At 74.5% G+C, this 26,636-nt stretch carries 25 protein-coding genes; 9 read left to right on the top strand and 16 right to left on the bottom strand.

Features of this window, described 5'->3' with window-relative positions; translation table 11 throughout:
• Positions 1-7 precede the first annotated feature (7 nt).
• The 3 genes from pknB to STTU_RS25520 all read left to right on the top strand — a co-directional run bounded on the left by pknB (position 8) and on the right by STTU_RS25520 (position 3,335).
• Complete coding sequence (gene pknB / locus STTU_RS25530) at positions 8-1,912, top strand: Stk1 family PASTA domain-containing Ser/Thr kinase (RefSeq protein WP_007828176.1); 1,905 nt, start codon at positions 8-10, stop codon at positions 1,910-1,912.
• A gap of 160 nt (positions 1,913-2,072) precedes the next feature.
• Positions 2,073-2,426, top strand: a complete 354-nt coding sequence (locus STTU_RS25525) for a hypothetical protein (protein WP_007828175.1) — start codon at positions 2,073-2,075, stop codon at positions 2,424-2,426.
• A 45-nt stretch (positions 2,427-2,471) separates the two neighbouring features.
• On the top strand, positions 2,472-3,335 hold the full coding sequence (locus tag STTU_RS25520; RefSeq protein WP_007828174.1) for a deoxyribonuclease IV: 864 nt from the start codon (positions 2,472-2,474) through the stop codon (positions 3,333-3,335).
• A gap of 7 nt (positions 3,336-3,342) precedes the next feature.
• Here the strand turns inward: STTU_RS25520 and STTU_RS25515 are convergent, their stop codons facing one another.
• Complete coding sequence (locus STTU_RS25515; RefSeq protein WP_007828173.1) at positions 3,343-4,008, bottom strand: sulfite oxidase-like oxidoreductase; 666 nt, start codon at positions 4,006-4,008, stop codon at positions 3,343-3,345.
• 196 nt (positions 4,009-4,204) lie between these two features.
• Here STTU_RS25515 and bfr point away from each other — a divergent pair, with 196 nt between their 5' ends.
• Positions 4,205-4,723: a bacterioferritin gene (gene bfr, locus STTU_RS25510; RefSeq protein WP_007828172.1), complete on the top strand. Its 519-nt coding sequence runs from the start codon at positions 4,205-4,207 to the stop codon at positions 4,721-4,723.
• 43 nt (positions 4,724-4,766) lie between these two features.
• Here the strand turns inward: bfr and STTU_RS25505 are convergent, their stop codons facing one another.
• Both STTU_RS25505 and STTU_RS25500 read right to left on the bottom strand, forming a co-directional pair.
• The gene (locus STTU_RS25505; RefSeq protein WP_007828171.1) at positions 4,767-5,102 is read right to left on the bottom strand and encodes a (2Fe-2S)-binding protein; all 336 of its coding nucleotides are present in this window, start codon (positions 5,100-5,102) and stop codon (positions 4,767-4,769) included.
• 198 nt (positions 5,103-5,300) lie between these two features.
• Positions 5,301-6,656: a class II 3-deoxy-7-phosphoheptulonate synthase gene (locus tag STTU_RS25500; RefSeq protein ID WP_007828169.1), complete on the bottom strand. Its 1,356-nt coding sequence runs from the start codon at positions 6,654-6,656 to the stop codon at positions 5,301-5,303.
• A gap of 255 nt (positions 6,657-6,911) precedes the next feature.
• Here STTU_RS25500 and STTU_RS25495 point away from each other — a divergent pair, with 255 nt between their 5' ends.
• Positions 6,912-8,834 (top strand): phenazine-specific anthranilate synthase component I, encoded by a 1,923-nt coding sequence (locus tag STTU_RS25495; RefSeq protein WP_007828168.1) that lies wholly within the window; start codon positions 6,912-6,914, stop codon positions 8,832-8,834.
• Between the two features lie 31 nt (positions 8,835-8,865).
• Here STTU_RS25495 and STTU_RS25490 read toward each other — a convergent pair whose 3' ends face one another.
• The 4 genes from STTU_RS25490 to STTU_RS25475 form a co-directional block, all read right to left on the bottom strand.
• Entirely contained in the window at positions 8,866-9,870 is a 1,005-nt protein-coding gene (locus tag STTU_RS25490; protein ID WP_007828165.1) for a 2-hydroxyacid dehydrogenase, read from the bottom strand.
• A gap of 33 nt (positions 9,871-9,903) precedes the next feature.
• A complete protein-coding gene (locus STTU_RS25485; protein WP_043256331.1) occupies positions 9,904-10,584 on the bottom strand; it encodes a response regulator in 681 nt (226 codons plus the stop codon).
• On the bottom strand, positions 10,581-11,777 hold the full coding sequence (macS, locus tag STTU_RS25480) for a MacS family sensor histidine kinase (protein ID WP_007828160.1): 1,197 nt from the start codon (positions 11,775-11,777) through the stop codon (positions 10,581-10,583). The genes STTU_RS25485 and macS overlap by 4 nt, the downstream gene beginning before the upstream one ends.
• Positions 11,778-11,903: 126 nt before the next feature.
• Positions 11,904-12,632, bottom strand: a complete 729-nt coding sequence (locus tag STTU_RS25475) for a lysophospholipid acyltransferase family protein (RefSeq protein ID WP_007828158.1) — start codon at positions 12,630-12,632, stop codon at positions 11,904-11,906.
• 251 nt (positions 12,633-12,883) lie between these two features.
• On the opposite strand from STTU_RS25475, the gene STTU_RS25470 reads away from it, so the two are divergent.
• Entirely contained in the window at positions 12,884-13,681 is a 798-nt protein-coding gene (locus STTU_RS25470; RefSeq protein ID WP_043256329.1) for an alpha/beta hydrolase, read from the top strand.
• Positions 13,638-14,249: a hypothetical protein gene (locus STTU_RS25465; RefSeq protein WP_399047672.1), complete on the top strand. Its 612-nt coding sequence runs from the start codon at positions 13,638-13,640 to the stop codon at positions 14,247-14,249. The genes STTU_RS25470 and STTU_RS25465 overlap by 44 nt, the downstream gene beginning before the upstream one ends.
• Before the next feature lie 93 nt (positions 14,250-14,342).
• On the opposite strand, the gene STTU_RS25460 is transcribed toward STTU_RS25465, so the two are convergent.
• From STTU_RS25460 to STTU_RS25435, 6 genes are all read right to left on the bottom strand, one after another.
• On the bottom strand, positions 14,343-15,095 hold the full coding sequence (locus tag STTU_RS25460; RefSeq protein WP_007828147.1) for an endonuclease/exonuclease/phosphatase family protein: 753 nt from the start codon (positions 15,093-15,095) through the stop codon (positions 14,343-14,345).
• A gap of 136 nt (positions 15,096-15,231) precedes the next feature.
• Positions 15,232-16,173, bottom strand: a complete 942-nt coding sequence (locus STTU_RS25455; RefSeq protein ID WP_007828146.1) for an ROK family glucokinase — start codon at positions 16,171-16,173, stop codon at positions 15,232-15,234.
• Positions 16,174-16,229: 56 nt separating this feature from the next.
• On the bottom strand, positions 16,230-16,697 hold the full coding sequence (locus STTU_RS25450; protein ID WP_007828144.1) for a DUF5304 family protein: 468 nt from the start codon (positions 16,695-16,697) through the stop codon (positions 16,230-16,232).
• A gap of 109 nt (positions 16,698-16,806) precedes the next feature.
• The gene (locus STTU_RS25445; RefSeq protein WP_007828143.1) at positions 16,807-17,907 is read right to left on the bottom strand and encodes an ArsA family ATPase; all 1,101 of its coding nucleotides are present in this window, start codon (positions 17,905-17,907) and stop codon (positions 16,807-16,809) included.
• Positions 17,908-17,915: 8 nt separating this feature from the next.
• Positions 17,916-18,371 (bottom strand): SRPBCC family protein, encoded by a 456-nt coding sequence (locus STTU_RS25440; protein ID WP_007828142.1) that lies wholly within the window; start codon positions 18,369-18,371, stop codon positions 17,916-17,918.
• Positions 18,372-18,471: 100 nt separating this feature from the next.
• Positions 18,472-19,242, bottom strand: a complete 771-nt coding sequence (locus STTU_RS25435; RefSeq protein WP_007828141.1) for a metallophosphoesterase family protein — start codon at positions 19,240-19,242, stop codon at positions 18,472-18,474.
• 259 nt (positions 19,243-19,501) lie between these two features.
• Between STTU_RS25435 and STTU_RS25430 the strand changes: the two genes are divergently transcribed.
• A complete protein-coding gene (locus STTU_RS25430; protein WP_043256320.1) occupies positions 19,502-21,295 on the top strand; it encodes an AMP-dependent synthetase/ligase in 1,794 nt (597 codons plus the stop codon).
• A gap of 73 nt (positions 21,296-21,368) precedes the next feature.
• Here the strand turns inward: STTU_RS25430 and STTU_RS25425 are convergent, their stop codons facing one another.
• Positions 21,369-22,511, bottom strand: coding sequence for a glycosyltransferase family 4 protein (locus STTU_RS25425; protein WP_007828139.1), 1,143 nt, complete (start codon positions 22,509-22,511; stop codon positions 21,369-21,371).
• A 176-nt stretch (positions 22,512-22,687) separates the two neighbouring features.
• On the opposite strand from STTU_RS25425, the gene STTU_RS25420 reads away from it, so the two are divergent.
• Positions 22,688-23,944 carry a glycosyltransferase 87 family protein gene (locus STTU_RS25420; RefSeq protein ID WP_199785045.1) on the top strand — a complete coding sequence of 419 codons (1,257 nt, stop codon included), beginning with the start codon at positions 22,688-22,690 and terminating at the stop codon, positions 23,942-23,944.
• A 73-nt stretch (positions 23,945-24,017) separates the two neighbouring features.
• Here the strand turns inward: STTU_RS25420 and STTU_RS25415 are convergent, their stop codons facing one another.
• Positions 24,018-25,238 (bottom strand): hypothetical protein, encoded by a 1,221-nt coding sequence (locus tag STTU_RS25415; protein WP_007828137.1) that lies wholly within the window; start codon positions 25,236-25,238, stop codon positions 24,018-24,020.
• A gap of 89 nt (positions 25,239-25,327) precedes the next feature.
• Positions 25,328-26,392, bottom strand: coding sequence for a C40 family peptidase (locus STTU_RS25410; RefSeq protein WP_007828136.1), 1,065 nt, complete (start codon positions 26,390-26,392; stop codon positions 25,328-25,330).
• Positions 26,393-26,636 lie beyond the last annotated feature (244 nt).

Raw genomic sequence — 26,636 nt, 5'->3', positions numbered from 1 at the left:
TCGCCGGGTGGACACAAGGCCGGCCGATCACAACGCCCCGCTCGTCGGGAAGGTCCTCGACGGGCGGTACCGGGTGGACGCGCTCATCGCGGCCGGGGGCATGTCGACCGTGCATCGCGCGGTCGACCTGCGCCTGGACCGGGTGGTCGCGCTCAAGGTCATGCACCCCGAACTCGCGACGGACGCGCTGTTCGTCGAGCGGTTCATCCACGAGGCGAAGTCGGTCGCGCGGCTCGACCACCCGAACGTGGTGGGCGTCTTCGACCAGAACGCGGACGGCGCCTCGGTCTACCTGGTCATGGAGTACGTGCCCGGCTGCACGCTCCGCGACGTGCTGCGCGAGCGCGGGGCGCTGAGCCCGCGCGCCGCGCTCGACATCCTGGAGCCGGTCCTCGCGGGCCTCGGCGCCGCGCACCGCGCGGGCCTCGTGCACCGCGACATGAAGCCGGAGAACGTCCTGATAGGGGACGACGGCCGGGTCAAGGTCGCGGACTTCGGTCTCGTACGGGGCGTGGGCACCACCTCGCGGTCGACGGGCGCCGTCCTCGGCACCGTCTCGTACCTCGCCCCCGAGCAGATCAGCGACGAGGCGGTCGACGAGCGCGCCGACGTGTACGCGTGCGGCATCGTGCTCTTCGAGATGCTGACCGGCGGCAAGCCGTACCACGGGGACTCGCCCGCGCAGGTCCTCTACCAGCACCTGAACACCGACGTCCCCGCCCCCTCCCACTTCTTTCCCGGCCTCGACCCGGCCTTCGACGCGCTCGTGGCCGCCGCCGCCGCGCGCGAGCCGGCCGCGCGTCCGCGCGACGCGGTGGCCCTCCTCGCGGCGGTACGCGACACGACGGCGCACCTCGACGGGGCGGCGCTCGACGCGGAGCCCCCGGCGGCGCGCGCGGGCGGGCACGACAACGCCGAGGACCGTACGAGCGTGCTGCCGCGCGCGCTGACCCTGCCGCGCCCGGGGGCCGCGGCCGAGGACGTGGGGCACACGAGCGTCCTGCCCACGCCCGCGCCCGCCCGCACCGGGCGGCCCCGGCGCAGGCTGTGGTCCGCGCTCGTCGTCGCCGTCGTCGTGCTGTGCGGCGGCGCGGGCGTCTGGTACGTCAACGCGGGGCAGTTCACCGAGGTCCCGCGCGTGCTCGCGAAGAGCGAGAAGGAGGCGAAGGGGCGCCTCGACGAGGCGGGGCTGCGGGTCAAGGACGTCAAGGGCCGCTACAGCGCCACCGAGCCGCGCGGCACCGTGCTGGGCACGGACCCGTCCCCGGGCGCCCGCATCCGCGACCACGGCGAGGTCACCCTCACCGTCTCGCTCGGCCCGCGCACGGTCGACGTGCCCCGGCTCACCGGCAAGACCCTCGCCGAGGCACGTACGGCGCTGCGCGGGCGCGGGCTCGACCCGGGCCTGGTCACCGAGCGCTTCGACCAGGACGTCAGCCAGGGCGCCGTGATCGGCACGGAGCCGCAGGCGGGCGAGAACGTGAAGGCCGGCTCGACGGTGCGGATCACCGTGAGCAGGGGCGCGCCCGTGGACGTACCGGACGTGAGCGGCAAGGACGAGGCGGAGGCGCGCGAGGAGCTGTCCGACGCGGGACTCGACGTGAAGGTGGCCGCCGAGCGGGTCTTCTCCCAGGACGCCGACGAGGGCGCCGTCGCGAAGCAGTCCCCCGGAGCGGGCAAGCGGCTCGCGGCGGGCGACACGGTGACGCTGACGCTCTCCAAGGGCCCGGACCTCGTGGAGGTCCCGGACGTGGAGGGCAAGCAGGAGGACGAGGCGAAGGGGCTCCTGGAGGACGCCGGGTTCGAGGTGAAGGTCTCCCGCTGGTTCCTCGGGCACACCGTGTGGGACCAGTCGGTGAGCGGCGGGGACACGGCACCGCGCGGGAGCACGGTGACGATCCGGGTGCGGTGACGGGCCGGGCGGGCGCCGGTCCGGCGGCCGTCACCGTCCGGAATCGCATCCGCACACCTGAACGACTCCTTCACCAAAAAAGTCCTCCGTGCCCGTATTTCACAGGGCAGACTTCTTCTCCCGGCCTCCACCGGAGAGGCCGTTTCGTGTGGGGGGAACCATGCGTCTGCGCACCGTCGCCGTCAGTGCCGTACTCGTCCTGAGCGCGGGTGTCACCGCGACCGCCTGCTCGTCCTCGGACAGCGGCCCGGCGAGCGAGGGGAAGCCGGCGCGCACCGCCGTACAGCCCGCCGCCGCCGATCCTTGCGCCGAGCGGTACCCCGACGAGAAGGACTGTCTGGTCGAGATGCCGGCCGACCTGGAGATGGGAGAGGCGCGGTTGGCGAGCGGGCCGCCGCCCCTGGATTCGCGGGCCGATGCCTCCGAGGGCTCGCCGACGCCCGCACCCGACCCCGGCTTCGCGGAGGTCGAGATCGGCAAGCCCGCCGGCTCCGAGGGCCCGTCCCTCCCGTAACCCCCGCGGGCGGGCCGCGCCCCCGGTCCGTGTCACCCTGGACGGGTGAACACCACCCCCCGCAACCCGGTCGGCGCGCACATCCCCGTCGCCGGGGGCCTTGCGAAGACCGGTCTCTCCTACGCGCGCGAGCTCGGCGCCGAGGTCGTGCAGGTCTTCGTCGCCAATCCGCGCGGCTGGGCGACCGGGCCCGGGGACCCGGCGCAGGACGAGGAGTTCCGTACGCGCTGCGCCGCCGAGGGCCTGCGCGCGTACGTGCACGCCCCGTACCTCATCAACTTCGGCTCGCACACCGGGGCCACCGTCGAGAAGTCGGTGGTCTCGCTGCGGCACTCGCTGCGCAGGGCGCGCGAGATCGGCGCGCGCGGTGTCGTCGTGCACACCGGCTCGGCGACCGGGGGCCGCACGCGCGAGGTGGCGCTCGCGCAGGTGCGGGAGCGGATGCTGCCGCTGCTCGACGAGCTGGACCACCCCGACGACCCTGACCTGCTCCTGGAGCCGACCGCCGGGCAGGGTGCCTCGCTGTGCGCGCGGACGTGGGACCTGGGCCCGTACGTGGCCGCCCTCGACGCGCACCCGAAGCTCGGCGTGTGCCTCGACACGTGTCACGTGCACGCGGCGGGGCACGACCTCGGCGCCCCGGGCGGCGCGAAGCAGACGCTCGACCTGCTCGTGGGAGAGGTCGGCGAGGGCAGGCTCAAGCTCGTCCACGCCAACGACTCGAAGGCGGGGTGCGGCTCGCACCTGGACCGGCACGAGAACATCGGCGCGGGCACTATCGGCGCGGAGGCGTTCGCGGAGCTGTGCGCCCACCCGGCCATGGCGGGCGTCCCGCTCGTCATCGAGACCCCCGGCGGCCCCGAGGGGCACGCGGCCGACGTGGCACGCCTCAAGGAGCTGCGCGGCTGAGCGGCGCTCACAGCCCCGGCCCGTCCCCCGCCTCCTCCTGGTAGGAGTACCGCTGCTCGCGCCAGGGGTCGCCGATGTTGTGGTAGCCCCGCTCCTCCCAGAAGCCGCGCCGGTCGGCGGTCATGTACTCGATGCCGCGCACCCACTTCGGGCCCTTCCAGGCGTAGAGGTGCGGCACGACGAGACGCACCGGGTAGCCGTGCTCGGCCGTGAGGGGCTCGCCGTCCTTGTGGGTCGCGAAGACGGTGTGGGGCGCGGTGAAGTCGGCGAGCCGCAGATTGGCGCTGTAGCCGTACTCGGCCCACACCATGACGTGCGTGACCGACGGCGCGGGCGGTACGAGGCCGAGCAGCGTGCGGGCGGGGACGCCGCCCCACTCGGCGCCGATGACGCTGAACCGCGTCACGCAGTGCAGGTCGGCCTCGACGGTGGCCCAGCCGAGCGCGGTGAACTCCTCGTGGCTCCAGCCGCGCTTGTCGCCGTCCGCCGTCGCGCCGAAGACGCGGAACTCCCAGCGCTCGGGCCGGAACTTCGGCACCGGGCCGTAGTGGGTCACCGGCCAGCCGCGCTGGAGGCGCTGGCCGGGGGGCAGCCGGTCCGTCTCCGCGGGACGGTCCGGGGAAGGCCCGCCCGGGGAAGGCAGGCCGTCTCTCTCGCTCTCCGCCTGGCCCATGCATCCATCCTGACAGACCGGGCGCGGTGCCGCCGACCGGGCAGCCGTTACCCGAGTGGCTTCGGGGGCAGACGTGACTAAGCGTGCACTTACTGGACTCCGCGGAAGCGGTGATGCGACGATGCGCGCGTTCCGTAGCAGGCCGGACACCAGACGTACCCGCCGCCTAGTCGTACTCCTGGAAGGAGCCCGGACGATGCAGGGCGACCCCGAGGTCATCGAATTCCTGAACGAGCAGCTCACGGCCGAGCTGACGGCGATCAACCAGTACTTCCTGCACGCGAAGCTGCAGGACCACAAGGGGTGGACGAAGCTCGCGAAGTACACGCGCGCCGAGTCCTTCGACGAGATGCGGCACGCGGAGATCCTCACGGACCGCATCCTGCTCCTCGACGGCCTGCCGAACTACCAGCGGCTCTTCCACGTCTCGGTGGGGCAGACGGTGACGGAGATGTTCCGCGCCGACCGGGAGATCGAGGTGGAGGCGATCGACCGGCTGCGGCGCGGGATCGAGCTGATGCGCTCCAAGGGGGACATCACCTCGGCGAACGTCTTCGAGGCGATCCTCGCGGACGAGGAGCACCACATCGACTACCTGGACACGCAGCTCGACCTGATCGAGAAGCTGGGCGAGGCGCTGTACCTGTCGACGGTGATCTCGCAGGAGCAGCCGGACCCCTCGGGTCCGGGCACGAGCGGCTTCAAGACGGACTGAGGCGGGACGCGGTCGGGCTGGGACGGCGTCGTACGGCTCGGGCTCAGGCGGCGTCGTCGAGACGCGCGGCCGGTGCGGGGAGGTGCGGCGGCAGCGGCACGGGTGCCTGTGCGGCCGGTACGGGGACGGGCGAGGGCAGCGGTACGGGCACCTGCGCGGCCGGTACCGGGACGGGCAGGAACACCGGCTCGTCGCGGTCCGCGGCCTCCCTGCGGGGGCACGCGCCCCGGCCGAGGAGGGCCTGGATGCGGCGGACGCAACCGCCGCAGTCGGTCCCGGCCTTGCAGGCGGAGGCGATCTTGCGGGGCGTGACGGCCCCGTTCTCCACGTGCGCGCGCACGTCCGCCTCCGTGATGCCGAAGCACGAGCACACGTACACGCGGGTCACCTCCTGCCGGAACCGCCGGTCGTCCGGTCCGTTCGGGCCGGCTGCCCCCTCGTGCGGGAGAAGTACCCACCCGCCTTGCTGAGGCAAACCTAACCTAACCCTCCCGGAGCGCGGCGAGGAACCCCGGATACGCCGATGGGGCACGGATCACAGCGATCCGTGCCCCTCGGCCGTACGGTCCGGCTCACCTCACTGCGAGCGGTACATCTCCGCGACGAGGAAGGCGAGGTCGAGCGACTGGCTGCGGTTCAGACGCGGGTCGCAGGCGGTCTCGTAGCGCTGGTGGAGGTCGTCGACGAAGATCTCGTCGCCGCCGCCCACGCACTCCGTGACGTCGTCGCCGGTCAGCTCCACGTGGATGCCGCCCGGGTGGGTGCCCAGCTCCTTGTGGACCTCGAAGAAGCCCTTGACCTCGTCGAGCACGTCGTCGAAGCGGCGGGTCTTGTGGCCCGAGGCCGCCTCGAAGGTGTTGCCGTGCATGGGGTCGGTGACCCAGGCGACGGTGGCGCCCGAGGCGGTGACCTTCTCGACGAGCGTCGGGAGCTTGTCGCGGATCTTGTCCGCGCCCATGCGCACGACGAAGGTGAGCCGGCCCGGCTCGCGCTCGGGGTCCAGACGCTCGATGTACTGGAGCGCCTCCTCCGGGGTCGTGGAGGGGCCGAGCTTGACGCCGATGGGGTTGCGGATCTTCGAGGCGAACTCGATGTGGGCGCCGTCGAGCTGGCGGGTGCGCTCACCGATCCACACCATGTGCGCCGAGACGTCGTAGAGCCGCCCGGTGCGCGAGTCGACGCGGGTGAGCGCCGACTCGTAGTCCATGAGCAGCGCCTCGTGCGAGGAGTAGAACTCGACGGTGCGGAACTCCTCGGGGTCGGTCCCGCAGGCCCGCATGAAGTTCAGCGCGTTGTCGATCTCGCGGGCGAGCTGCTCGTAGCGCTGGCCCGAGGCCGAGGTGCGGACGAAGTCCTGGTTCCAGGCGTGCACCTGGCGCAGGTCCGCGTAGCCGCCGGTGGTGAAGGCGCGCACGAGGTTCAGCGTGGAGGCCGAGTGGTGGTACATGCGGCGCAGGCGGTCCGGGTCGGGGACGCGCGCGGCCTCGGTGAAGTCGAAGCCGTTGACGGAGTCGCCCCGGTAGGTCGGGAGCGTCACGCCGTCGCGGGTCTCGGTGTCCTTCGAGCGCGGCTTGGAGTACTGCCCCGCGATCCGGCCGACCTTCACGACGGGCACGGAGGCCGCGTACGTGAGCACGGCGCCCATCTGGAGGATCGTCTTGAGCTTGGCGCGGATGTGCTCGGCGGTCACGGCGTCGAAGGACTCGGCGCAGTCGCCGCCCTGGAGGAGGAACGCCTCGCCGCGGGCGACGGCTCCCATCCGGGTGCGCAGCTCGTCGCACTCGCCGGCGAAGACGAGCGGGGGATACGACTCAAGGTCCGCGACGACTTCGCGCAGGGCCTCGGCATCGGGGTACGTAGGCTGCTGCGCCGCGGGCAGGTCTCGCCAGCTCGCCTTGGTGGCGAGGGCGTCAATATCAGCGTTCACGGTCACACGGCCACCATACGGGGTCCTTATGCCCGGCCGACGGGGCGGCCGAGGTGTGAGACAACGGTTCCGTCGTCTGGACGCGCGCCGGGAATCCGGTACTCTCCCCCTCATGTTCGCGACTCTTTCCACGTGGTGGTGGTCCGCTCCCTAGCGGTCCACCTCTGTCGCGTACGTCGCGAGAAGGCCGCCCGAGGGCGGCCTTCGGTGTTTCCGGGGTCGGGCCCTCAGCGGCTCCCGTTCTCCCCCGGAAGGAATCCGATGACCACCACCGCGCGGGTCCTCGCCCGTCTCACCGCCCCCGGCGCCCCGCCCTTCGCGCTGCTGCGGCGCCGTACCCCCGGGCTGGAGCCCGACACCGTCGAGGTACTGCTCGGACAGGTGCGCGAGGTGGAACGGCTCGCGGACATTCCTGACGAGGACGCCGCCCACCCGGTCCTCGCCCTCGTGCCGTTCGGGCAGATCAGGGAGCGCGGCTTCGCGGTGCGCGAGGACGGGACGCCGCTCGCGGTGCTCGTCGCCGAGGAGACGTACCGGCTGCCGCTCGACGAGGTGACGGCGCTGCTGCCCGCGCACCGCCCGGATGTCGTCGACCACGGCTTCGACCAGGACGACGAGGCGTACGCCGCGTCGGTGGGGCGGGTGCTGCGGGACGAGATCGGCTCGGGCGAGGGCGCGAACTTCGTCGTGCGCCGCACGTACCGGGCGCGGATTCCCGGCTTCGGGCGGCGGGACGCGCTCGCGCTGTTCCGGCGGCTGCTCGTGGGCGAGCGGGGTGCGTACTGGACCTTCGTCGTGCACACAGGGGAGCGCACGCTCGTGGGCGCGAGCCCCGAGGCGCACGTACGGATGACGGGCGGGACCGTCGTCATGAACCCCATCAGCGGCACGTACCGCTATCCGGCGGGCGGCCCGGACACCGAGGACCTGCTGCGTTTCCTCGCGGACGCGAAGGAGCGCGAGGAGCTGTCGATGGTGGTGGACGAGGAGCTGAAGATGATGGCGACCGTCGGCGACCTCGGCGGGGTCGTCGTCGGGCCGCGCCTGAAGGAGATGGCGCACCTCGCGCACACCGAGTACGAGTTGCGCGGGCGCTCGACGCTGGACGCGCGCGAGGTGCTGCGCGAGACGATGTTCGCCGCGACGGTGACGGGTTCCCCGGTGCAGAACGCCTGCCGGGTCATCGCGCGCCACGAGCCGGACGGCCGCGGCTACTACGCGGGCGCGCTCGCGCTCATCGGCCGCGACGCCTCGGGCGCGCAGACGCTCGACTCGCCGATCCTCATCCGCACCGCCGACATCGACCCGGCGGGCCGGCTGCGCGTCGGCGTCGGCGCGACGGTCGTGCGCGGCTCGGACCCGCACGGCGAGGTCGCCGAGACGCACGCGAAGGCGGCGGGGGTGCTGACGGCGCTGGGGGTACGGGAGGGGGCGGCGCGGACGGCGGCGGCGCCCGCGCGGCTCGCGGACGATCCGCGGGTGCGGGCCGCGCTCGACGGGCGGCGCGCGGGGCTCGCGCCGTTCTGGCTGCGGCTGCGCGAGGCGCGGGGCGGGGCGCCGGGGGCGCGGGTGCTCGTCGTGGACGCGGAGGACACGTTCACGGCGATGCTCGCGCACGTGCTGCGCGCGACGGGCTGCGAGGTGAGCGTGCGGCGGCACGACGAGCCGGGCCTGCGCGAGGCGGCGCTCGCCCACGAGGGGCCGGTCGTGCTGGGCCCCGGGCCCGGCGACCCCGCCGACCGCGCGGACCCCCGGATGCGGCGCCTCGGCGCGCTCGCGGACGCCCTGCTCGCCGGGCACCGGCACGGCGTGCTCGGCGTGTGCCTGGGCCACGAGCTGATCGCGGAGCGCCTCGGCCTCCCCCTCGTCCGCAAGGAGGTCCCGTACCAGGGCGCGCAGAGCGAGATCGGCTTCTTCGGCCGCAGCGAGACGGTCGGCTTCTACAACAGCTTCGTCGCCCGCTGCGACGAGGAGGCGGCCGGGGAACTCGCGGCCCACGGCATCGAGGTGAGCCGCGACCCCGCGAACGGTGAGGTGCACGCCCTGCGCGGCCCCGGCTTCGCGTCGGTCCAGTTCCACCCGGAGTCGGTCCTGAGCCTGGGCGGGGTGGAGGTGGTGCGGGAGCTGGTGGAGCGGGTCCTCGCCCCGCGGGCCGGGCACCGGTTCAGCCTCTCCGGGGACTGAGGAGCCGGGGGCCGGGGGTGGCGTCCCCGGCTCACGCCTCCCCGGCTCGGGGCACGATGACGTTCGGGGTGCGCCGCCCCGCCTCCCAGTCCCGCACGTTCTGGAGGGTCGTCGCGATGATCTGCCCCACCGCGTCCTGCGTGTAGTACGCCTGGTGCGAGGTGACGATGACGTGCGGGAACGTCATGAGGCGGGCCAGCACGTCGTCGTCCACGCCCTCCAGGGACTTGTCGAGGAAGAAGAGTCCGCTCTCCGCCTCGTACACGTCGAGCCCCACCCCCGAGAACCGGCCCTTGCGCAACTCCCCCACCAGCGCCTCCGTGTCGATGAGGCCGCCCCTGCTGGAGTTGACGAGGAGCGCGTCGTCCTTCATGAGGCGCAGCGCCGCCGCGTCGAGGAGGTGCGCGGTGGTGGGCAGGAGCGGCACGTGGAGGCTGACGAGGTCGGACTCGCGCAGGAGGTGTTCGCGGTCCACGTACTCCATGCCGAGGGCGAGGCAGTCCGGGTTCTCGTGGACGTCCCAGCCGAGCAGCCGCATCCCGAAACCGCGCGCGATGGCGGCGAAGGCGGCGCCGATCCTCCCGGTGCCGATGACACCGGCGGTGCGGCCGTGGAGGTCGCGGCCCATGAGGCCCTGGAGGCGGAAGTCGAAGTCGCGGGTGCGGGTCGCGGCGCGCACGAGGTTGCGGTTGACGGCCATGGCGAGGGACCAGGCGAACTCGGCGACGGAGTACGGGGAGTAGGAGGAGACGCGGAAGACGGTGAGGCCGAGCTGTTCGGCGACGTCGAGGTCGATGTTGTTGAAGCCGGTGGAGCGCTGGGCGATCATCCGCGTGCCACCGGCGGCGAGGGCCCGCAGCGTGGCGGGACCGAGGTCGGCGTTGACGCTCGTCGAGACGACCTCGTGCCCGTGGGCGATGGCGGCGGTGTCGGGCGTGAGGAACACGTCGACGCACCGCAGGCCGAAGTGCCCGGCGAAGGCGGCCTCAAGCAGCGGCCGTTCGTCGGCCTGCACCCCGAAGGCGAGAATTTCCACGTCGACTCCCTGGATTCGCGACCGGTTCCCGTATCACCGCGGGTCGTCGAGGCCCTGCTCGATCGCGTAACGGACCAGTTCCACACGGTTGTGCAGCTGCAACTTGCCCAAGGTGTTCTGTACATGGTTCTGCACGGTCCGGTGCGAGATGACGAGCCGCTCCGCGATCTGCTTGTAGCTCAACCCCTTCGCCACGAGCCGCAGGACCTCGGTCTCGCGCTCGGTGAGACGCGGGGTCTCCGGCCCGCCGCCGGAGGTCTTCGGCTCGGGCTCGGCGGCGAGCCTGCGGTACTCGCCGAGGACGAGCCCGGCGAGTCCGGGGGTGAAGACCGCGTCGCCGACGGCCGTGCGGCGCACCGCCTCGATCAGTTCCTCCGTGCTCGCCGACTTCACGAGGTAGCCGGTGGCCCCGGACTTCACGGCCTCCAGGACGTCCGCGTGCTCGCCGGAGGCCGAGAGCACCAGGACGTGCAGCTCGGGCCGTTCGCCCACGAGCCGCTTGCAGACCTCGACGCCGGGCAGGCCCGGCAGGTTGAGGTCCAGGACGAGGACGTCGGGGCGCGTGGCGGTCGCGCGGCGGACGGCCTGCGGTCCGTCCCCGGCGGTCGCGACGAGTTCGAAACCGGCCGCCTCCAGGTCGCGGGCGACGGCGTCCCGCCACATCGGGTGGTCGTCGACGACCATGACGCGGGCGGGCTGGGCGGGCGCGTTCATCGGGCGCTGTCCTTCCGGTCGTTGGTGCTCTCGGGCGGGCGCGGCAGGCGGAGTTCGACCTCGGTGCCCTGGCCGGGGACCGAGAGGAGCGCGGCGGTGCCGCCGAGGTCGGCGAGGCGGCCCCTGATCGACTGCGCGACGCCGAGGCGGCCCTGCTCGGCGGCTTCGGCGAGGCGGCCCTCGGGGATGCCGGGGCCGTCGTCCCGCACGGTCACGAGCACCGCGTCCGTCTCGTCCTCGACGAGCAGCCAGGCCCGCGCGTCCTCGCCCGCGTGCCGCGCGACGTTGTCGAGCGCCGCCGCGACCGCCGCGGTCAGCTCGCGGGCGGCGTGCGCGGCGAGCGGTACGGGGGTGCCGGGGCCGGCGAGGCTCGTCCGGGCGTCCGCGAGCGGGGCGAGGAGCGTCATGAGGTCGAGCGGGGCGCCCGGGTCGCCGGGGCGCGGCGCGGCGGGCGGCGGTCCGCCCCGGACGAGCGCGCGCAGGGCGGTCTCCTGCTCGCCCGCGAGCCTGCCCAGCTCCGCGGCCTCGCCGCCGAGCGCGGTGCCGCGCCGCTGCACCATGGCGAGGACCTGGAGGACGCCGTCGTGGATGTCGCGGGCGAGGCGTTCGCGCTCGCGGGTCGCGGACTCGATCTCCAGGGCGCGGGCGAGGGTGCGTTCGGAGGCGCGGGCGACCTCGACGACGTATCCGATGGCGATCGCGGCGATGCAGACGAGGAGCACGTTGTGCAGGGTGCTCTGGCTCGGGGTGCCGCGCTGCACGACGTTCGCGACGCCGACGAGCACGGAGGCGGCGGCGGCCGGGCGCCAGCCGCCCTTGAGCGCCCAGGCCAGGACGGCGCCCGCCGTCCATATCGAGGGCAGCGTCGGCACGCCGCTCGCGACGCGCGCGGCGCCGTCCGCGAGGGGCGTGAGGAGGATGCCGGTGAGGGCGAGGAGGAGGTCGGCGACGAGGAAGGGGCGCGTGCAGCGGGCCTCCGCGCGGACGCGGGGCAGGGTGAGGAGCGTCCAGGGCAGGAGGACGGCGTAGAAGGCCCAGGCGACGGCGGGGCGGGCGAAGTGCTCGCGCTCGGCGAGGAAGAGGGCGAGGGCGTAGCAGGCGGTGAGGGGGCGGTAGACGGTGAGGGCCTGCCACAGGGGCCGCTCGACGAGGCGGTTCGCCGCCTTCGGCGGCGCGGGCTCGGTCGTGGCCATGGTGCGGTGTCCCCCGTCTCTGCGCGCCGGGCCTGCGCCCGGTCCCCGGAGCACCCTACGAGAGGGGCCCGGAGGCGGAGACGGTGCCGCCCGCCGCGGGGTTCCACCGCACGCGGGGGAACGGGCTCAGGCCGCCTTCGCCCTGCCGTTCTTCGCGGCCTCCGCCTTGGCGGCCTCCGCGAGTTGGCGTTTGGCGGCGGTGGCGTAGATGTCGACGTACTCCTGGCCCGAGAGCTTCATGATCTCGTACATGACCTCGTCGGTGAGGGCGCGGAGGATGAACCGGTCGCCCTCCATGCCCTCGTAGCGGCTGAAGTCGAGGGGCTTGCCGATGCGGATGCCGGGCCGCATGAGCTTGGGGACGGCCTTGCCGGGGGGCTGGATCTTCTCGGTGTCGATCATGGCGACGGGGATGACGGGAGCGCCGCTGCCGAGCGCGACGCGGGCGAGACCGCCCGGCTTGCCCCGGTAGAGGCGGCCGTCGGGGGAACGGGTGCCCTCCGGGTAGATCCCGAAGAGTTCGCCGCGCGCGAGGACGTCGATGCCGCTCTTGATCGCGGCCTCGCCCGCGCCGCGCCCGCCCGAGCGGTCCACGGGGAGCTGCCCGACGCCCTTGAAGAAGGCGGCCGTCAGCCTGCCCTTGACCCCGGGGGTGGTGAAGTACTCGGCCTTCGCGATGAAGGTCACCCGGCGTTCCAGGACGGCGGGGAGGAAGAAGGAGTCGGAGAAGGAGAGGTGGTTGCTCGCGAGGATCGCGGGGCCTTCGTCGGGGACGTTCTCCATGCCCTCGACCCACGGCCGGAACGCCACCTTGAGCGAGGCACCCAGGGAGTGCTTCATCGCGTTGTAGATCACCGGTCCGCCTTCCGTCCTCCGTCTTGGCCGACCATACCGGCCGGTGCCCTCGCACGGCCGTTCCCGGCCGCCCGGGACCCTGGTCGGTGTCGGTCCGGTCGCGTACGGTGAAATACGCCGCGACACCGTACTGTGCCTGTTCCCCCGGGCGTGAGGGTCATGTCCGGCCCCGCGTGTCCGGGCCGTCGCGCCGCCCGTTCCGTCCGTTCGTCCTCCCGTTCCTCCCCGATCGTTCACCGAAGGAGCCCGTCGTGCCGGTCATCGCCGGAGCCGAGCCCTACCGCCACGAGGGCGGTGCCACCGGAGTCCTGTTGTGCCACGGTTTCACGGGGAGCCCGCAGTCGCTGCGGCCGTGGGCCGCGTACCTGGCGGCGCGCGGGCTGAGCGTGTCGCTGCCGCTGCTGCCCGGCCACGGCACCCGCTGGCAGGACCTCCAGGTCACCGGCTGGGAGGACTGGTACGCGGAGGTGGACCGGGCCTTCGCGGAGTTGCACGAGCGGTGCGCGACGGTGGTCGTGGCGGGGCTCTCGATGGGCGGGGCGCTCGCGCTGCGGCTCGCGGAGCGGCACGGCGACGCGGTCGCGGGCCTCGTCCTGGTGAACCCGGCGCTCAAGGTGCACGGTCTCGCGGCGCACGCGCTGCCCGTGGCCCGGCACCTGCTGCCCTCGACGAAGGGGATTGTCAGCGACATCGCGAAGGAGGGCGTCGAGGAGACCGGTTACCCACGCGTCCCGCTGCACGCCGCGCACTCGCTGCGGCGCTTCTTCCGGATCGTGGACCGCGACCTGCCGCGCGTGGAACGGCCGCTGCTCCTCCTGCACAGCGCGACCGACCACGTCGTGCCGCCGGCCGACTCGGCGCGCGTGCTCGCGCGGGTCTCCTCGGCGGACACCACCGAAGTGGTGCTGGAACACAGTCACCATGTCGCGACGTTGGACCACGACGCGGACCGGATCTTCGCGGAGAGCGAGTCCTTCGTGGCCCGGATCGCCCCCGAGTACGCCCATGTCGGCCTTGTCGGCCAGGAAGGGACGGCCAGCGGTGGCTGAGAACGGCGCGGAGCGCGAGGAGAGCAGGGAACCGGAGGAGAGCGGCGTGCCCCCGCTCGACGAGGAGGCCGCGTGGGCGGCGATCGTCGCGGGGTACGGCGAGGAGCCGGACGACCCGCCGGGCACGAAGCCCTTCAAGTCGGTCGAGGACCTCGCGGGCCTGGAGGCGCGCTCGCGGAACACCACGGCTCCGCCGGAGGACGAGGGCGAGAAGCCGCCGGAGAGGCCGGTGCTCGGCGGCTCGGTGGCCTTCGCGCCCGGCGTGCGCGGCACCCCGGCGCCCCCGGGCCCGCGCGACCACACCCCGGCGGAGGAGGACGAGGGCCACTTCGTCCCGCCGGACCCCGAACTCCCCGAGTCCGACGTGACCTCGAAGTTCGCGTGGCTCGCGGTGATCGGCGGCCCAATCCTGACGCTCCTGGCCGTGCTCCTCGACTGGGACATGACCTGGTGGCTCGCGACCCTGTGCATCGGCGGCTTCGTGGGCGGCTTCGTGACCCTGGTCATCCGCATGGGCGCGGGCGACGACGAGGACGAGGAGGACCCGGGCAGGGGCGCGGTGGTGTGACCGGTTCCCGCCTCTCCTGGGGTACCTCCCGGAGGGGCGGGGGGAGAGCGAGGGGCGGAGCCGGTGAGGCCCCGCCGCCCCGGCACGGGGCGACTACCCCTCGGCGGGCAGCCGCAGCACGGCCAGCACCGGCATGTGGTCGGAAGCGGCCCGCACGTCGGCGTCCTCCAGCGTCGGCACCCCGCACCCCAGCACCTCGACGCCCTCGCTCACGAACATCGCGTCGATGCGCTGGTACGGGTTCTCGGCGGTGGAGGTGAACTCCCCGCCCCAGGGCCGTACCGCCCACGCGTCGCGCAGCCGCCCCGCCACGTGCCGGAAGGCTTTCCCCTCGGGCCCCTCGTTGAGGTCGCCCCCGACGAGGACGTGCGGGGCTCCCAGCCGCTCCGCCCGTTCCGTCAACAGCCGGGCCTGCGCGAGCCGTTCGTCCTTCGCCAGACTCAGGTGGCAGCTCACGACGCCGAGGCGCGCGGCGCCGAACCGCACGACGGCCGTCGAGAACCCGCGCCGGTGCAGCCCGGGGGTGAGCGGCAGCAGGACGTCCTCGGTGCGCTCGACGGTCGCGCGCAGCGAGCAGAGCAGCGCGGGCCCGGCGGCGGTCGCGCCGCCGGCGAGGGTGACGAGCCCGGCGGAACGGGCGAGGCGGGAGAGGGCCTTGCGCCAGCGGAAGAAGCGCGGGGCCTCCTGGATCAGGACGAGGTCGGGATCGCAGGCGCGGATGACACGGCCGAGCGCGGCGGTGTCGTCGCGCATCGAGCGGATGTTGTAGCTGAGGACCCGTACGACGGCCGAGCCGTCCTCCTCGGTACGGGACGCGGGCAGGCCCTGGGGCGCGGCGGTGCTCATGGCGCCCAAGCTAACCACTCGCCCCCCACTCGTGATCACGGGCCCCGGGAAGCGGGACCGGTGCCGCGCGGAGCCGGGTGCCGCCCCGCTGCGAGCGGGACGGCACCACGTCGACAGGCTCTCGTACGGGGCGGGTTCAGCCCTGGCGGGCCAGGTCGGCGGCGCCGACGAGTCCTGCCTTGTTGCCGAGCTGGGCGGCGAGGACCTGGGCGTGCGGGCGCCAGGCGCCGCCGATGAGCCAGCGCCGGAAGGAGCGGCGGATCGGGTCGAGGACGAGGTCGCCCTCGTCCGAGACGCCGCCGCCGACGATGAAGGCGGAGGGGTCGAAGAGCGAGGCGAGGTCGGCGAGCCCGGCCCCGGCCCAGCGGGCCAGTTCGCGGAAGGAGTCGACGGCGACCGGGTCGCCCTGGCGGGCGGCCTGGCTGATGTGCTTGCCCTCGATGCCGTCCGGTGTGCCGTCGCCGAAGCCGAGCAGGACCTCGGCGTTCTCCGGGGTCGCGTTGGCGCGCTGCTTGGCGTAGCGGACGAGGGCGCGCCCGGAGGCGTACTGCTCCCAGCAGCCCTGGCTGCCGCAGCCGCACAGGAGGCCGTCGGGGACGACCCGGATGTGGCCGAACTCGGCGGCGACGCCGAAGCGTCCGCGGCGCAGCTTGTTGCCGATGATGATGCCGCCGCCGAGGCCGGTGCCGAGGGTGATGCAGATGACGTCCTCGTGCCCCTGGCCCGCGCCGAAGCGGTACTCGCCCCAGGCGGCGGCGTTGGCGTCGTTCTCGACGACGACGGGGAGGCCGACGCGCTTCTCGACCTTGTCCTTGAGCGGCTCGTGCCGCCAGTCGATATTGGGTGCGAAGAGGACGGTGGCCCGTTTGTCGTCCACGTATCCGGCCGCGCCGATGCCCACGGCCTCGATCTCGTGCCCCTTGCTGGCCCCGGCGACCGCGCTGGAGATCGCGTCGACGATGGCCTCGGCGGTGGGCGGCGTGGGCACGGTGAACGTGGAGAGGATCGTGCCCTCCTCGTCCACCACTCCTGCCGCGATCTTGGTACCGCCGATGTCGACGCCGATGGTGAGTCCCATGTGTCCCTCAGTTTTCGGTCGAGCCCCGCTGAGGCTCAACCTTACGCGAGGGCCTGTCAGTCGAGATCGATGCGCTCCCCCCGGCCGCCGTCGCCCTCCTCGGGCGGGCGCTTGCCCCGGGGATCGTCCGCGGGGCCCTGGGAGGGCTTCTCGCGCGTCCAGCGGGCCTCCTGGCCGGTGACGGCGGAGCGGTAGGCGGCGAGGAGTTCGGAGCCGGCCGCGGCGAGGTGGTCGAGCACCTCGGGGTTGCGGGCCAGGACGGGCTCGACGAAGGAGCGGGCCTGGCCGACGGCCTGGCGCACGGCCTCGCCCTGGAGGGGGCCGGCGGCGCGGGAGGTGAGGCCGGTCAGTTTCTCGGCGAGGGTGTCGGCGAGGCGCAGCAGTTCCTCGGCGGCGGAACCGGTCTCGGTCCGTCCCTCGCGGGCACGGCGCGCGCGCTCGGCGGCGAGGTCCTCGGCGCACGCCTCGGACCAGGCGTCGTCCGCGGCGTCCTCGGGCGGCTGGGACGGTGGGGCTTCGCTCATGGCGGACTCCTGGGGCACGGGTGTACCTCCGAAGGTACCGGACCCGCCCCGCCGGGCGCCGGGCCCGGGAACGTACCGGGTGGCGACCGGCGTTCCGTCCGGCGGGCGTCTACCCCCGCGGCCACAGGCCGGGCGTCGGCCGGAACCTGACGCGCAGCGCGTCCTCGCGCAGGGCCGCTCCCGTGACGTCGCAGCGGCGCAGGGCGGAGGGGAGGGGGCGGGTGCGGCGGAAGGGGCCCGCCGTGACGGCGAGTTCGTCCTCGAAGCGGTAGAGGTCGAGTTCCGCGCGGTCCGCGCCGGGCAGCGGCACGTGCCACTCGATGAGGCCGGTCTCCGCGCGCAGGTCGTGCAGGGTCCACTGCGGGGCCGGTACGGGCTCGCCGGGCGGCGGGGCGCCGAGCGCTTCGAGGTCGGCGGGCCCGGCCGGTTCGGCGCCGAGGTGCGGGATCTCGCGCACGTCCCCGCAGGTCCCGAGGGCCGCGCGCTGGGCCGCAGCGCCGAAGGCGCCTTCGGGCAGGACGCGGTTGGCGAGCGGGCGGTCGAGCGCGACGCCGTGCAGGCTCGCGGCGACGCGGGTCAGGCGCAGCGCCTCCGTCCCGGCGCGGCCCGGTTCCACGACGGGCAGCAGGCTCGTGCCGGGCCCGGTGAGGAGCGCTTCGCTCGCGGCGAGCGCGGCCTCGGCGCGCGCGGCGGCCTCGTACCACTCCTCGCCGGGCAGCGGGACGCCCGCGAGCCTGCCGAGCACGGGGCGCAGGGCGCGCGCCGCCTGGCGCTGCCGGGGCAGCAGCCGGTCGAGGTAGCGGCGCAGCAGGGCGGGGGCGGCGAGGAGCCCGAGCCCTTCGGTCCCGGCCGGGAGGTCCACGACGAGGAGGTCGTACGCGTCGCTCGCGTGCCGGTGGAGCGCGCCGAGGAGGGCGTACGGGGCGAGTCCGGGCGGCGGCGCGAGTTCGCCGTCCTCCAGGGGGGCCGCGCCGAGCAGTCCGAGGAGGGCGCCCGCGCGGTCCTGGAGGCCGCCGACGCCGTCGCGGAACGCGGCGGCGGGGTCGGCGACGACGACGCGCAGGCCGGGGACGGGGGCGGTGCCGAGGGGCGCCGGGCCCGGGGTGAGGAGGAGGGTGGGGGTCCCGGCGCGGGCCGCGGCAAGCGCGGTGGCGGCGGCGAGCGTGGTGCGTCCGGCCCCGCCGGGTCCGGTGACGAGGACGGTGCGCACGGAGGGGGTCAGCCCTCGGTGCCGGGCGCCGTGCCGGACTCGACGCGCTTCTTCAGCCCGGCGAGGGCGCGGTCGATGATGACCTTCTCGGCCTTGCGCTTGATCATGCCGAGCATGGGGATCTTGACGTCCACGGTGAGCTGGTAGGTCACCTCGGTCGCCTCGTCCTTGGCGCGGAGCCGGTAGGAGCCGTCGAGGGAGCGCAGCATCTGGGACTTGACGAGGGTCCAGGTGACCTCGTCGGGGCCGACCCACGTGTAGGCGAGGGTCTGGTCGTCCTTGATGGCGCCCGCGTCCATGACGAGGCGGACCTGCTCGGCGCGCCCCTGGGCGTCGCTCGCGAGGACGTCGGCCTCCTTGACCTCGCCGGTCCAGTCGGGGTAGCGGGCGAAGTCGGCGATCACACCCATGACCGCGGCCGGGGCGGCCTCGATGGTGATGCTTGAGCTGGTGTGTTCGGCCATCGCCGTGACTCCTCCGTGCTGCCGGGTGGCGGGGACGCGGTGCGGGGCCCGCGCGGGCAAGGCTACCGCTCCCCGGCAGGCGTCTCGTCAGGGCCCGTGCTCACCACGTGAGGGCCCAGGGACGGCCCGTCGACGCGAAGTGGCCGACGTTCACGCACTCGGTGGCGCCGATCCGCGCGCGGCGCACGAGGGGCTGGTGGACGTGGCCGAAGAGGTGGTAGCGGGGGCGGGTGCGGCGGATCGCGGCGAGCAGGGCGCCGCTGCCGCGCTCGAAGCGGCGCGCGACGGTGTCGTAGCAGAGTTCGGGCACGTCGGGCGGAATGTGGGTGCACAGCACGTCGACCTCGCCGAGTTGCTCGACGAGGGCCGCGTACTCCTCCTCGTCGCGCTCGTAGGGGGTGCGCATCGGGGTGCGCAGGCCGCCGCCGACGAAGCCGAAGACGCGACCGCCGATCTCGGCGCGCTGCCCGTCGAGAACGGTGACGCCCGCGTGCGCGTACTCGGGCCACAGGTAGGGGAGGTCGACGTTGCCGAAGGTCGCGTACGTGGGGGTGGGCATCGCGGCGAACAGGCGCGCGTACTGGCCGCGGGCGGCGCGCTCGATGGCGGGGCCCGGCTCCTCGCCGAGCGCCTCCCACAGGGAGCGGCCGAAGGCGTGCGCCTCGGTGAAGCGGCGCGCGGTGCGCAGTTCCACGATCCTGTCGGCGGCCTCGGTGCCGAAGAGGTCGGGGAAGATGCCGTGCGAGTGGTCGGCGTAGTCGAGGAACATGACGAGATCCCCGAGGCACACGAGCGCGTCGGCCCCGTCTCCGGCGTGCGCGAGGTCCCGCGCGTTGCCGTGCACGTCACTCACCACATGAACCCGCGTCATGCGTGCAGCCTAGTACGCCCCCGACGCACGGCCCTCACCTGCGGTTACTCCCCAAAGCACCGCACGGGGGACTACCCTTCCCCGCAAGCCCCGTCCGGGGAGTGTGACGGAGTGAACATCTCTCCGGACCCCCCTATCGGAACCGCTTACCGGTGGGTAACGTCCGGGCAGTCCGTCCCGCCCCCGCCGGGGGCACCCGCACCGTCGCGGCGCACGCGCACTCCACGTGGTGGCCACCGGTGCCCTACGAGGAGCAGCTTTGCGCGAGTTCAGCCTTCCGGCCCTGTACGAGGTCCCCGCGGGCGGCAACCTGGCCGACATCGTCCGCCGCAACGCCGCGCGCCACCCGGACGTCGCGGTGCTCGGCCGGAAGGTCGACGGGGTGTGGCGCGACGTGACGGGGACGGCGTTCCTCGCCGAGGTCACCGCGGTGGCGAAGGGGCTCGTCGCCTCGGGCGTGGGCCCGGGGGACCGCGTCGGGCTCATGTCCCGCACCCGCTACGAGTGGACCCTCGTCGACTTCGCGATCTGGATGGCCGGAGCGGTCACCGTGCCCGTCTACGAGACCAGCTCCGAGGAGCAGGTGCGGTGGATTCTCGGCGACTCGGGCGCGGTCGCGTGCCTCGTGGAGACCGGGGAGCACGCGCGGTCGGTGGAGGCGGTGCGGGGCGGGCTCTCCGGGCTGGAGCAGGTGTGGCGGCTCGACGAGGACGCGATCGGCGCGCTGACGGCGGCGGGCGCGGACGTACCGGACAGCACCCTGGACGAGCGGGCCGCGGCGGTCGGCGCGGACGACCCGGCGACGATCGTCTACACCTCGGGCACGACGGGCCGCCCCAAGGGCTGCGTCCTCACGCACCGCAACTTCTTCGCCGAGTGCGGCAACGTCGTGGAGCGCCTCAAACCGCTCTTCCGCACCGGCGAGTGCTCCGTCCTGCTCTTCCTGCCCGTCGCGCACGTCTTCGGGCGGCTCGTGGAGGTCGCGGCGCTCATGGCGCCGATCAAGCTCGGCCACGCGCCCGACATCAAGCACCTCACCGAGGAACTGAGCGCCTTCCGGCCGACGATGGTGCTCGGCGTCCCGCGCGTCTTCGAGAAGGTCTACAACGCGGCGCGCGCGCAGGCGCGGGCGGGCGGCAAGGGCCGCGTCTTCGACCGCGCGGCCGATACGGCGATCGCGTACAGCCGCGCCCTGGACACGCCGCAGGGGGCCTCGCTCGGGCTGCGCCTGCGCCACAAGCTCTTCGACAAGCTCGTCTACGCGAAGCTCCGCGCCGTGCTCGGCGGGCGCGGCGAGTACGCGATCTCGGGCGGCGCCCCGCTCGGCGAGCGGCTCGGGCACTTCTTCCGCGGCATCGGCTTCACGGTCCTGGAGGGGTACGGACTCACCGAGTCCTGCGCCGCGACGGCCTTCAACCCCTGGGACCGGCAGAAGATCGGCACGGTGGGGCAGCCGCTGCCCGGCTCGGTGGTGCGGATCGCCGACGACGGCGAGGTCCTGCTGCACGGCGAGCACCTGTTCACGCGGTACTGGAACAACGAGGAGGCGACGGCGGAGGCGCTCGCGGACGGCTGGTTCCACACCGGCGACCTCGGGACGCTCGACGCGGACGGCTACCTCGCGATCACGGGCCGCAAGAAGGAGATCATCGTGACGGCGGGCGGCAAGAACGTCGCGCCCGCCGTCATCGAGGACCGCATCCGGGGCAACGCGCTCGTCGCCGAGTGCATGGTCGTCGGCGACGGCCGCCCCTTCGTCGGCGCGCTCCTCACGCTCGACGAGGAGTTCCTCGCCCACTGGGCGAAGGACCACGGCAGGCCGGCCGCGTCGGTCGCGGCGCTCCGCGAGGACCCCGCCCTGCTCGCCGCGCTCCAGGAGGCCGTGGACGAGGGCAACCTCGCGGTCTCGAAGGCCGAGTCGGTGCGCAAGTTCCGCGTCCTGGACACGCAGTTCACCGAGGAGTCCGGCCACCTGACCCCCTCGCTCAAGCTCAAGCGCTCGGTCGTCACGAAGGACTACGCGGAGGAGATCGAGGCGCTGTACCGGAAGTGAGGCGGCCGTCCGCCGGAGGCGCGGGGCGTCTCCCGGAAGCGCGGCGGCCGGGGGCGGCCCCGCGCCGCCCCCTCTACAGCAGTTCCCTCAGCCGCTCCGCGAGCAGGTCCCACCGCCACTTCTCCTCGACCCACGCGCGTCCCGCGGCCCCCATCCGCTCCCGCAGCCCCGCGTCCCCGAGCAGCGCGACGATCCGCTCCGCCGTCTCCGGGACGCTCTCGCCCCGTACGACGAACCCCGTCTCGCCCTCCTTCACGGCGTCCGGCGCACCCCCGGAGTCCCCCGCCACGACGGGCAGACCCGTCGCGGACGCCTCCAGGTACACGATCCCGAGCCCTTCCACGTCGAGCCCCCCGCGCCGCGTGCGACACGGCATCGCGAAGACGTCTCCCGCCCCGAAGTGCGCGGGCAGTTCGGACCACGGGACGCCGCCGGTGAACCGTACGGAGTCCGCGACGCCCGTCTCGCGCGCAAGACGCCGCAGGTCGTCCCCGTACGGGCCGTCCCCGACGATCAGGAGCACGGCGTCCGGCTGCGCGCGGAGCACGGCGGGCCAGGCCCGGAGGAGCGTGTCCTGCCCCTTGCGCCGCACGAGCCGCGAGACGCACACGACGACGGGCCGGTCCGCGAGCCCCATCGCGGCGCGCAGCGCGGGCCCTCCCGAGCCGGGGTGGAAGACCTTCTCGTCGACGCCCGGAGGCAGTTGGACCATGCGGGCGGCGGCCTCGGGGGTGAGCGCGCGGGCGATCCTCGCCCGCGTGTAGGCGCCGAGGTACGTGAGCGTGTCGGTGCCTTCGCCGATCCGCCGCAGCAGCGCGCGGGCCCCGGGAAGCTGCGCCCAGCCCGCCTCGTGCCCGTGCGTCGTGCCGACGAGCCGCGTGGCCCCGGCGGCGCGCAGCGCGGGCGCCATGAGCCCGAGCGGGGCGGCGGCCCCGAACCACACCGAGGTCGCCCCGTGCCGCCGCAAAAGCAGTTCGGCGCGCGCGGTGGTGCGCGGGGTGGGGAGCAGCATCGTGGTCTGGTCGCGGTACACGCGGAAGGGCTGCTCGGCGTCGAAGGCCGCCGTGGCCTCGCGGCCCTCCCGGCTCCGTTTCCACGTCGAGGCGTAGACGACGAAGCGCTCGGGATCGAGGCGGAGCGCCATGTTGTGCAGGAACGACTGAATACCGCCGGAACGTGGCGGGAAGTCATTGGTGACGATCAAGGTCCTGTCCATCGTCGCTGAACAGTACCGGTCGGCGGGCGGACCGGGCGCTCGCCTCCGCTTCCGCCGCCCGGCGGGCGAACCGGGACACAGTGCCCGGCACGGTGGCCCGGGACGGGTACGGCAGGCATCATGACCCGGGTGCCCGAGGGCGTGGCGGCGACGACGAGACGAGAGCGGGACGGTACGTGAGCGGACGGACTGGGCGGGCGACGTGGACGCGGACAGGGGGCGCGCTCGCGGTGTGGGCGGCGACACGGACGCTGCTCCTGCTCTGGGTGCTCAGGGTGATCGTGCCCCCCGGTCTCGACGTGACGTACGACGTCTCGGGCTTGTACGTGAAATGGGCGAAAGTACTGTCGGGCGGCGTCTTCCCCGAGCACGACGTGACGTGGCAGTACCCGCCGGGCGCGGCCCTCGCGGTCCTCGCGCCGAAGCTGCTGCCCTTCCTGTCGTACGCGACGGCGTTCTACGTCCTCGCGCTGGTGTGCGACGCGCTCGTCACGGCGCTGCTGCTGTACGCGGCGACGCGGCCGGGGCGCCGCTTCGCCGGGGTGTGGGTGTGGGTCGTGGGGGTGGCGCTGCTCGGGCCGGTGGTCTTCGCCCGCTACGACGTGATGGTCACGGCGCTCTCCGTCGCGGCGCTGCTCGCGGGGACGCGCCGGGCGCGCGCTTTCGGGGCGCTCGCGGCGCTCGGCGCCGTCGTCAAGGTGTGGCCGGTGCTGCTGCTCGTCGGGACGCCGCGCGGGGAGGGGACGCGCCGCTCGTGGACGAGCGCGGCGGTCACGGGACTCGTGCTGCTCGCCGGCTTCGGGCTCCTGATGCCGGGCAGCCTCTCCTTCCTGACCGCGCAGCGCGACCGGGGTACGGAGGTCGAGTCGCTGGGCGCGCTCGTGTTCCACTTCGCGCGGCACTTCGGCTGGGACGGGCGCGTCGCGTTCCACTACGGCTCGATGGAGTTCCTGGGCACGGGCGTGCCGCTCGTCTCGGCGCTCGCGCAGGTGCTCAGTGTGCTCGCGCTCTGCTGGCTCGTGCTGTGGCGGATGCGGGCGCGGGTGTGGAGCGAGGCGACGTTCGCGGACGCGGCGTTCACCGCGCTGCTGCTCTTCACGACGACGAGCCGGGTCATCAGCCCGCAGTACATGGTGTGGCTCCTCGGCCTCGGCGCGGTGTGCCTGCTGTACCGGGGCGGGCGGATGACGCTCCCCGTGGTCCTCACGGTGATCGCCTCGTTCGTCACGTGGCTGGAGTTCCCCGTGTACTTCGGCGACGTGATCGGCTCGACGCCGTTCGGCATCGGGCTGCTCGTCGCCAGGAACGGGCTGCTCGTGGCGGCGACGGTGCTCGCCTGCCGGGCGCTGTGGCGGGAAACGGTACGGGCCGTGCCGCGCGGCGGGAGTGCGGAGAGCGAGCGAATGCCGGGCTGGGCGACGACGGACGCCTAAGGGTTCGGGTGCCGGACCGCGGGCCGGTCCCGGGCCGGGCAGGGGCCGCGGCGGGCCGAACCGTCGGGGGCGTCTAGGCGAGTTGCTCGCGCACGTAGCCGCGCCACCTGCCCACGAGTTCCGCCTCGTCCACCCCGAGCACCTTGCGGGCGGCGGCGGCGACCGCGCCGTCGCGGCCCTCGTGCTCCCCCACCGCGCGGTAGAAGTCGCGCAGTTTCGGCTCGCCCCACTGCTCGGCGATCATCCGGCAGGCGAGCCAGCCGCCCTCGTAGGCGCGGGCGAGCCGGCCGGGGTCCCCGGAGAAGGCGAAGTCGGCGTCGGTGGGCAGCGTGTCGGGCGCCTCGCCCTCGCGGACCGCCTCGGCGAGTTCGGGGGCCACCTGGCGGGGGGTGCGCCCGCTGCCGTGGTAGCCGCTCCAGTCGGCGAAGCCCTCGGAGAGCCACAGCGGGGTCGCGGCGGTCGTGGCGGAGCGGGTCGCGACGTGCGTGGCCTCGTGGATGAGCACGAAGCGCTTGCCGAAGGCGCCGAGTTCCTCGTACGCCTCGGGGTTGACGGTGACGCGGTCGGCGGGCACGTGGGCCGCCGAGCCGAGTTCGCCCGTCGTGACGGCGGCGATGCCCCGGTAGTCGGCGGGCTTCTCGCCGAGGAGCGCGGCCATGCGGTCGAGCGAGGCGGGCAGCAGCACGATGAGCCGCCCCGCCCACCGCTCGGGCCACACGCGGCGCACGGCGGGCACCGCGTCGTCGGCGAGCCCCGCGACGTCCGCGAGCTTCGCGCGCGGCTGCCCGACGCCGAGCACGAGCGAGTCCGCGCCGCGCACGGCGGTCATCCTGCCCTGCTCCCAGAGCTGTTGCGGGGCCCCCGGCGCGGGCTTGTCGGCGCTCACGTACCACCGGCCGGAGACGCGGCGCAGGGTGAGGGCGCGCCGCACGGTGACGGGGGCGCTGTCGTAGCCCTCGACGCGGTACGAGAGCGTCGCGCGGACCGCTGCCCGGTCCCCCTCGGGCCTGACGGAGGTGACGCGGTAGGCCCAGGCGGTGGGGCGGAGGGCGTCGAGGTTGGTGAAGACGGTCCCGGCGCGCTCGCGCGCGGGGCCGGGCGCGGCGGTCGCGAGCCAGTCGGCGCGGTCCCCGTCCCGTACGGCGTCGCCGCGCGCGTCGAGCACGGCCCGCACCCGCGTGCCCGTGTCGCCGCCGCTCTCGCCCCCACCGCCCGCGCAGCCGCCGAGCAGCAGCAGGAGGGCGAGCGCCGCGGCGCGTCCGGGGCGGGGGCGGAGGGGTCGGCTTCGGGCCACGCGGCGAGCATACGGCGAGGCGCCGCCCCTCCCCCGGCACCCCCGCCCCGCGTCCCCGGCACCGCCCGGGAACGCGTCCCTCCCGGGGCTCAGGGCCGGGTCACCGAGTTGATCGGCAGCATGTGGACGGACTCGTAGCGCACGGCCGCGCCCGGGTGGGGGGCGTGGATGACCTGGCCGCCGCCGACGTACATGCCGACGTGGCTCGCGTCCGAGCGGTATGTGACGAGGTCGCCGGGGCGCGCCTGCGAGAGCGGTACCCGCTGCCCCGCGCCCGCCTGGGCCTGCGACGTGCGGGGCAGGCCGACCCCGGCCCGTGCCCAGGCCCACTGCATGAGCCCGGAGCAGTCGAAGGCCCCGGGCCCGGAGGCGCCCCACACGTAGGGGCGGCCGAGCGCGGAGCGGGCCGCCGCGACGGCCGCGGCGGCCCGCCCGGAGACCGCCGCCGTCCCGGGCGGCACGTCGAGGCCGGCCCCGCGCGCGGCCCGCGAGTACGCGCCCGCGAGGTCGCCGACGCCCCCCGCGGCGCCGTCCCGCACCGCGGCGCGCTCCCCGGCCGGCAGCCCGTCGAGGAGCCGGCGCGCGGCGGTGAGCTTCGCCTCCACCGTGCGCTTGTGCCGGGCGATGTCCTCACGGGTGCGCTCCAGGCGGCGCAGCGCCTCCCGCGCCTCGGTGCGGTCCTGCGCGAGGACGCGCCGCGCCTCGACGAGACGGCCGAGTTCGGCGGCGCGCTGGTGGCCGACCTGGTCGAGGAGGGCCGCGTGGCTCAGGTAGCGCTCGGGGTCGGAGGTGAGCAGGAGCGCGAGGGCGGGGTCGATGCCGCCGGAGCGGTACTGCGCGGCGGCGAGCGAACCGACGGCGCCGCGCATCGTGTTGACGCGTTCCTGGGCGCGGGCGACGGCGTCGGTGGAGCGGCGCACGGTGACGCGGAGCTTGTCGGCACGCTCGTCGGATTTGTTGTACGCCTCGGTGGCGCGCTCCGCCTGGGCGTAGAGCCGGTCGAGTCCCGCCCGGACCTCCTGGCGGTCGGGGTGCGGGGCGGCCTCGGCGGGGGCCGCGGCCGGGACGGCGGCGAGCGCGGCGGCTGCCGCGGCGGTGAGGACGGCGCCGCGCGCGGTGCGCCCGGTGGAGAGGGAACGGCGGTGAGACGCCACGGCGTTCGCTGTCCTTTCGCTGGGGCACGGGCGCGGGCGCCCGGTGCGTCGGGGCGGGTCCCGGACGCGCGCCGGGCCGGAGCCCGGCGGCGGTGCCGGAACGCGCGCCGACAGTAGCCCCACCCCGGGACGGGCACCAACGACCGACGGACTTGCGCTTTGGGCGAGTTCGTCCGCCTTCCGCCGCCCCCACGCAGGTCACAGCGGGTCCCCCGGGTCAGCACGGGGGCGCGGGATTCCCCCG

Source organism: Streptomyces sp. Tu6071, assembly GCF_000213055.1.
GTDB lineage: Bacteria > Actinomycetota > Actinomycetes > Streptomycetales > Streptomycetaceae > Streptomyces > Streptomyces evansiae.
The sequence above is the reverse complement of the archived record's forward strand: the minus strand, read 5'-3'. Positions and strand labels throughout refer to the sequence as shown.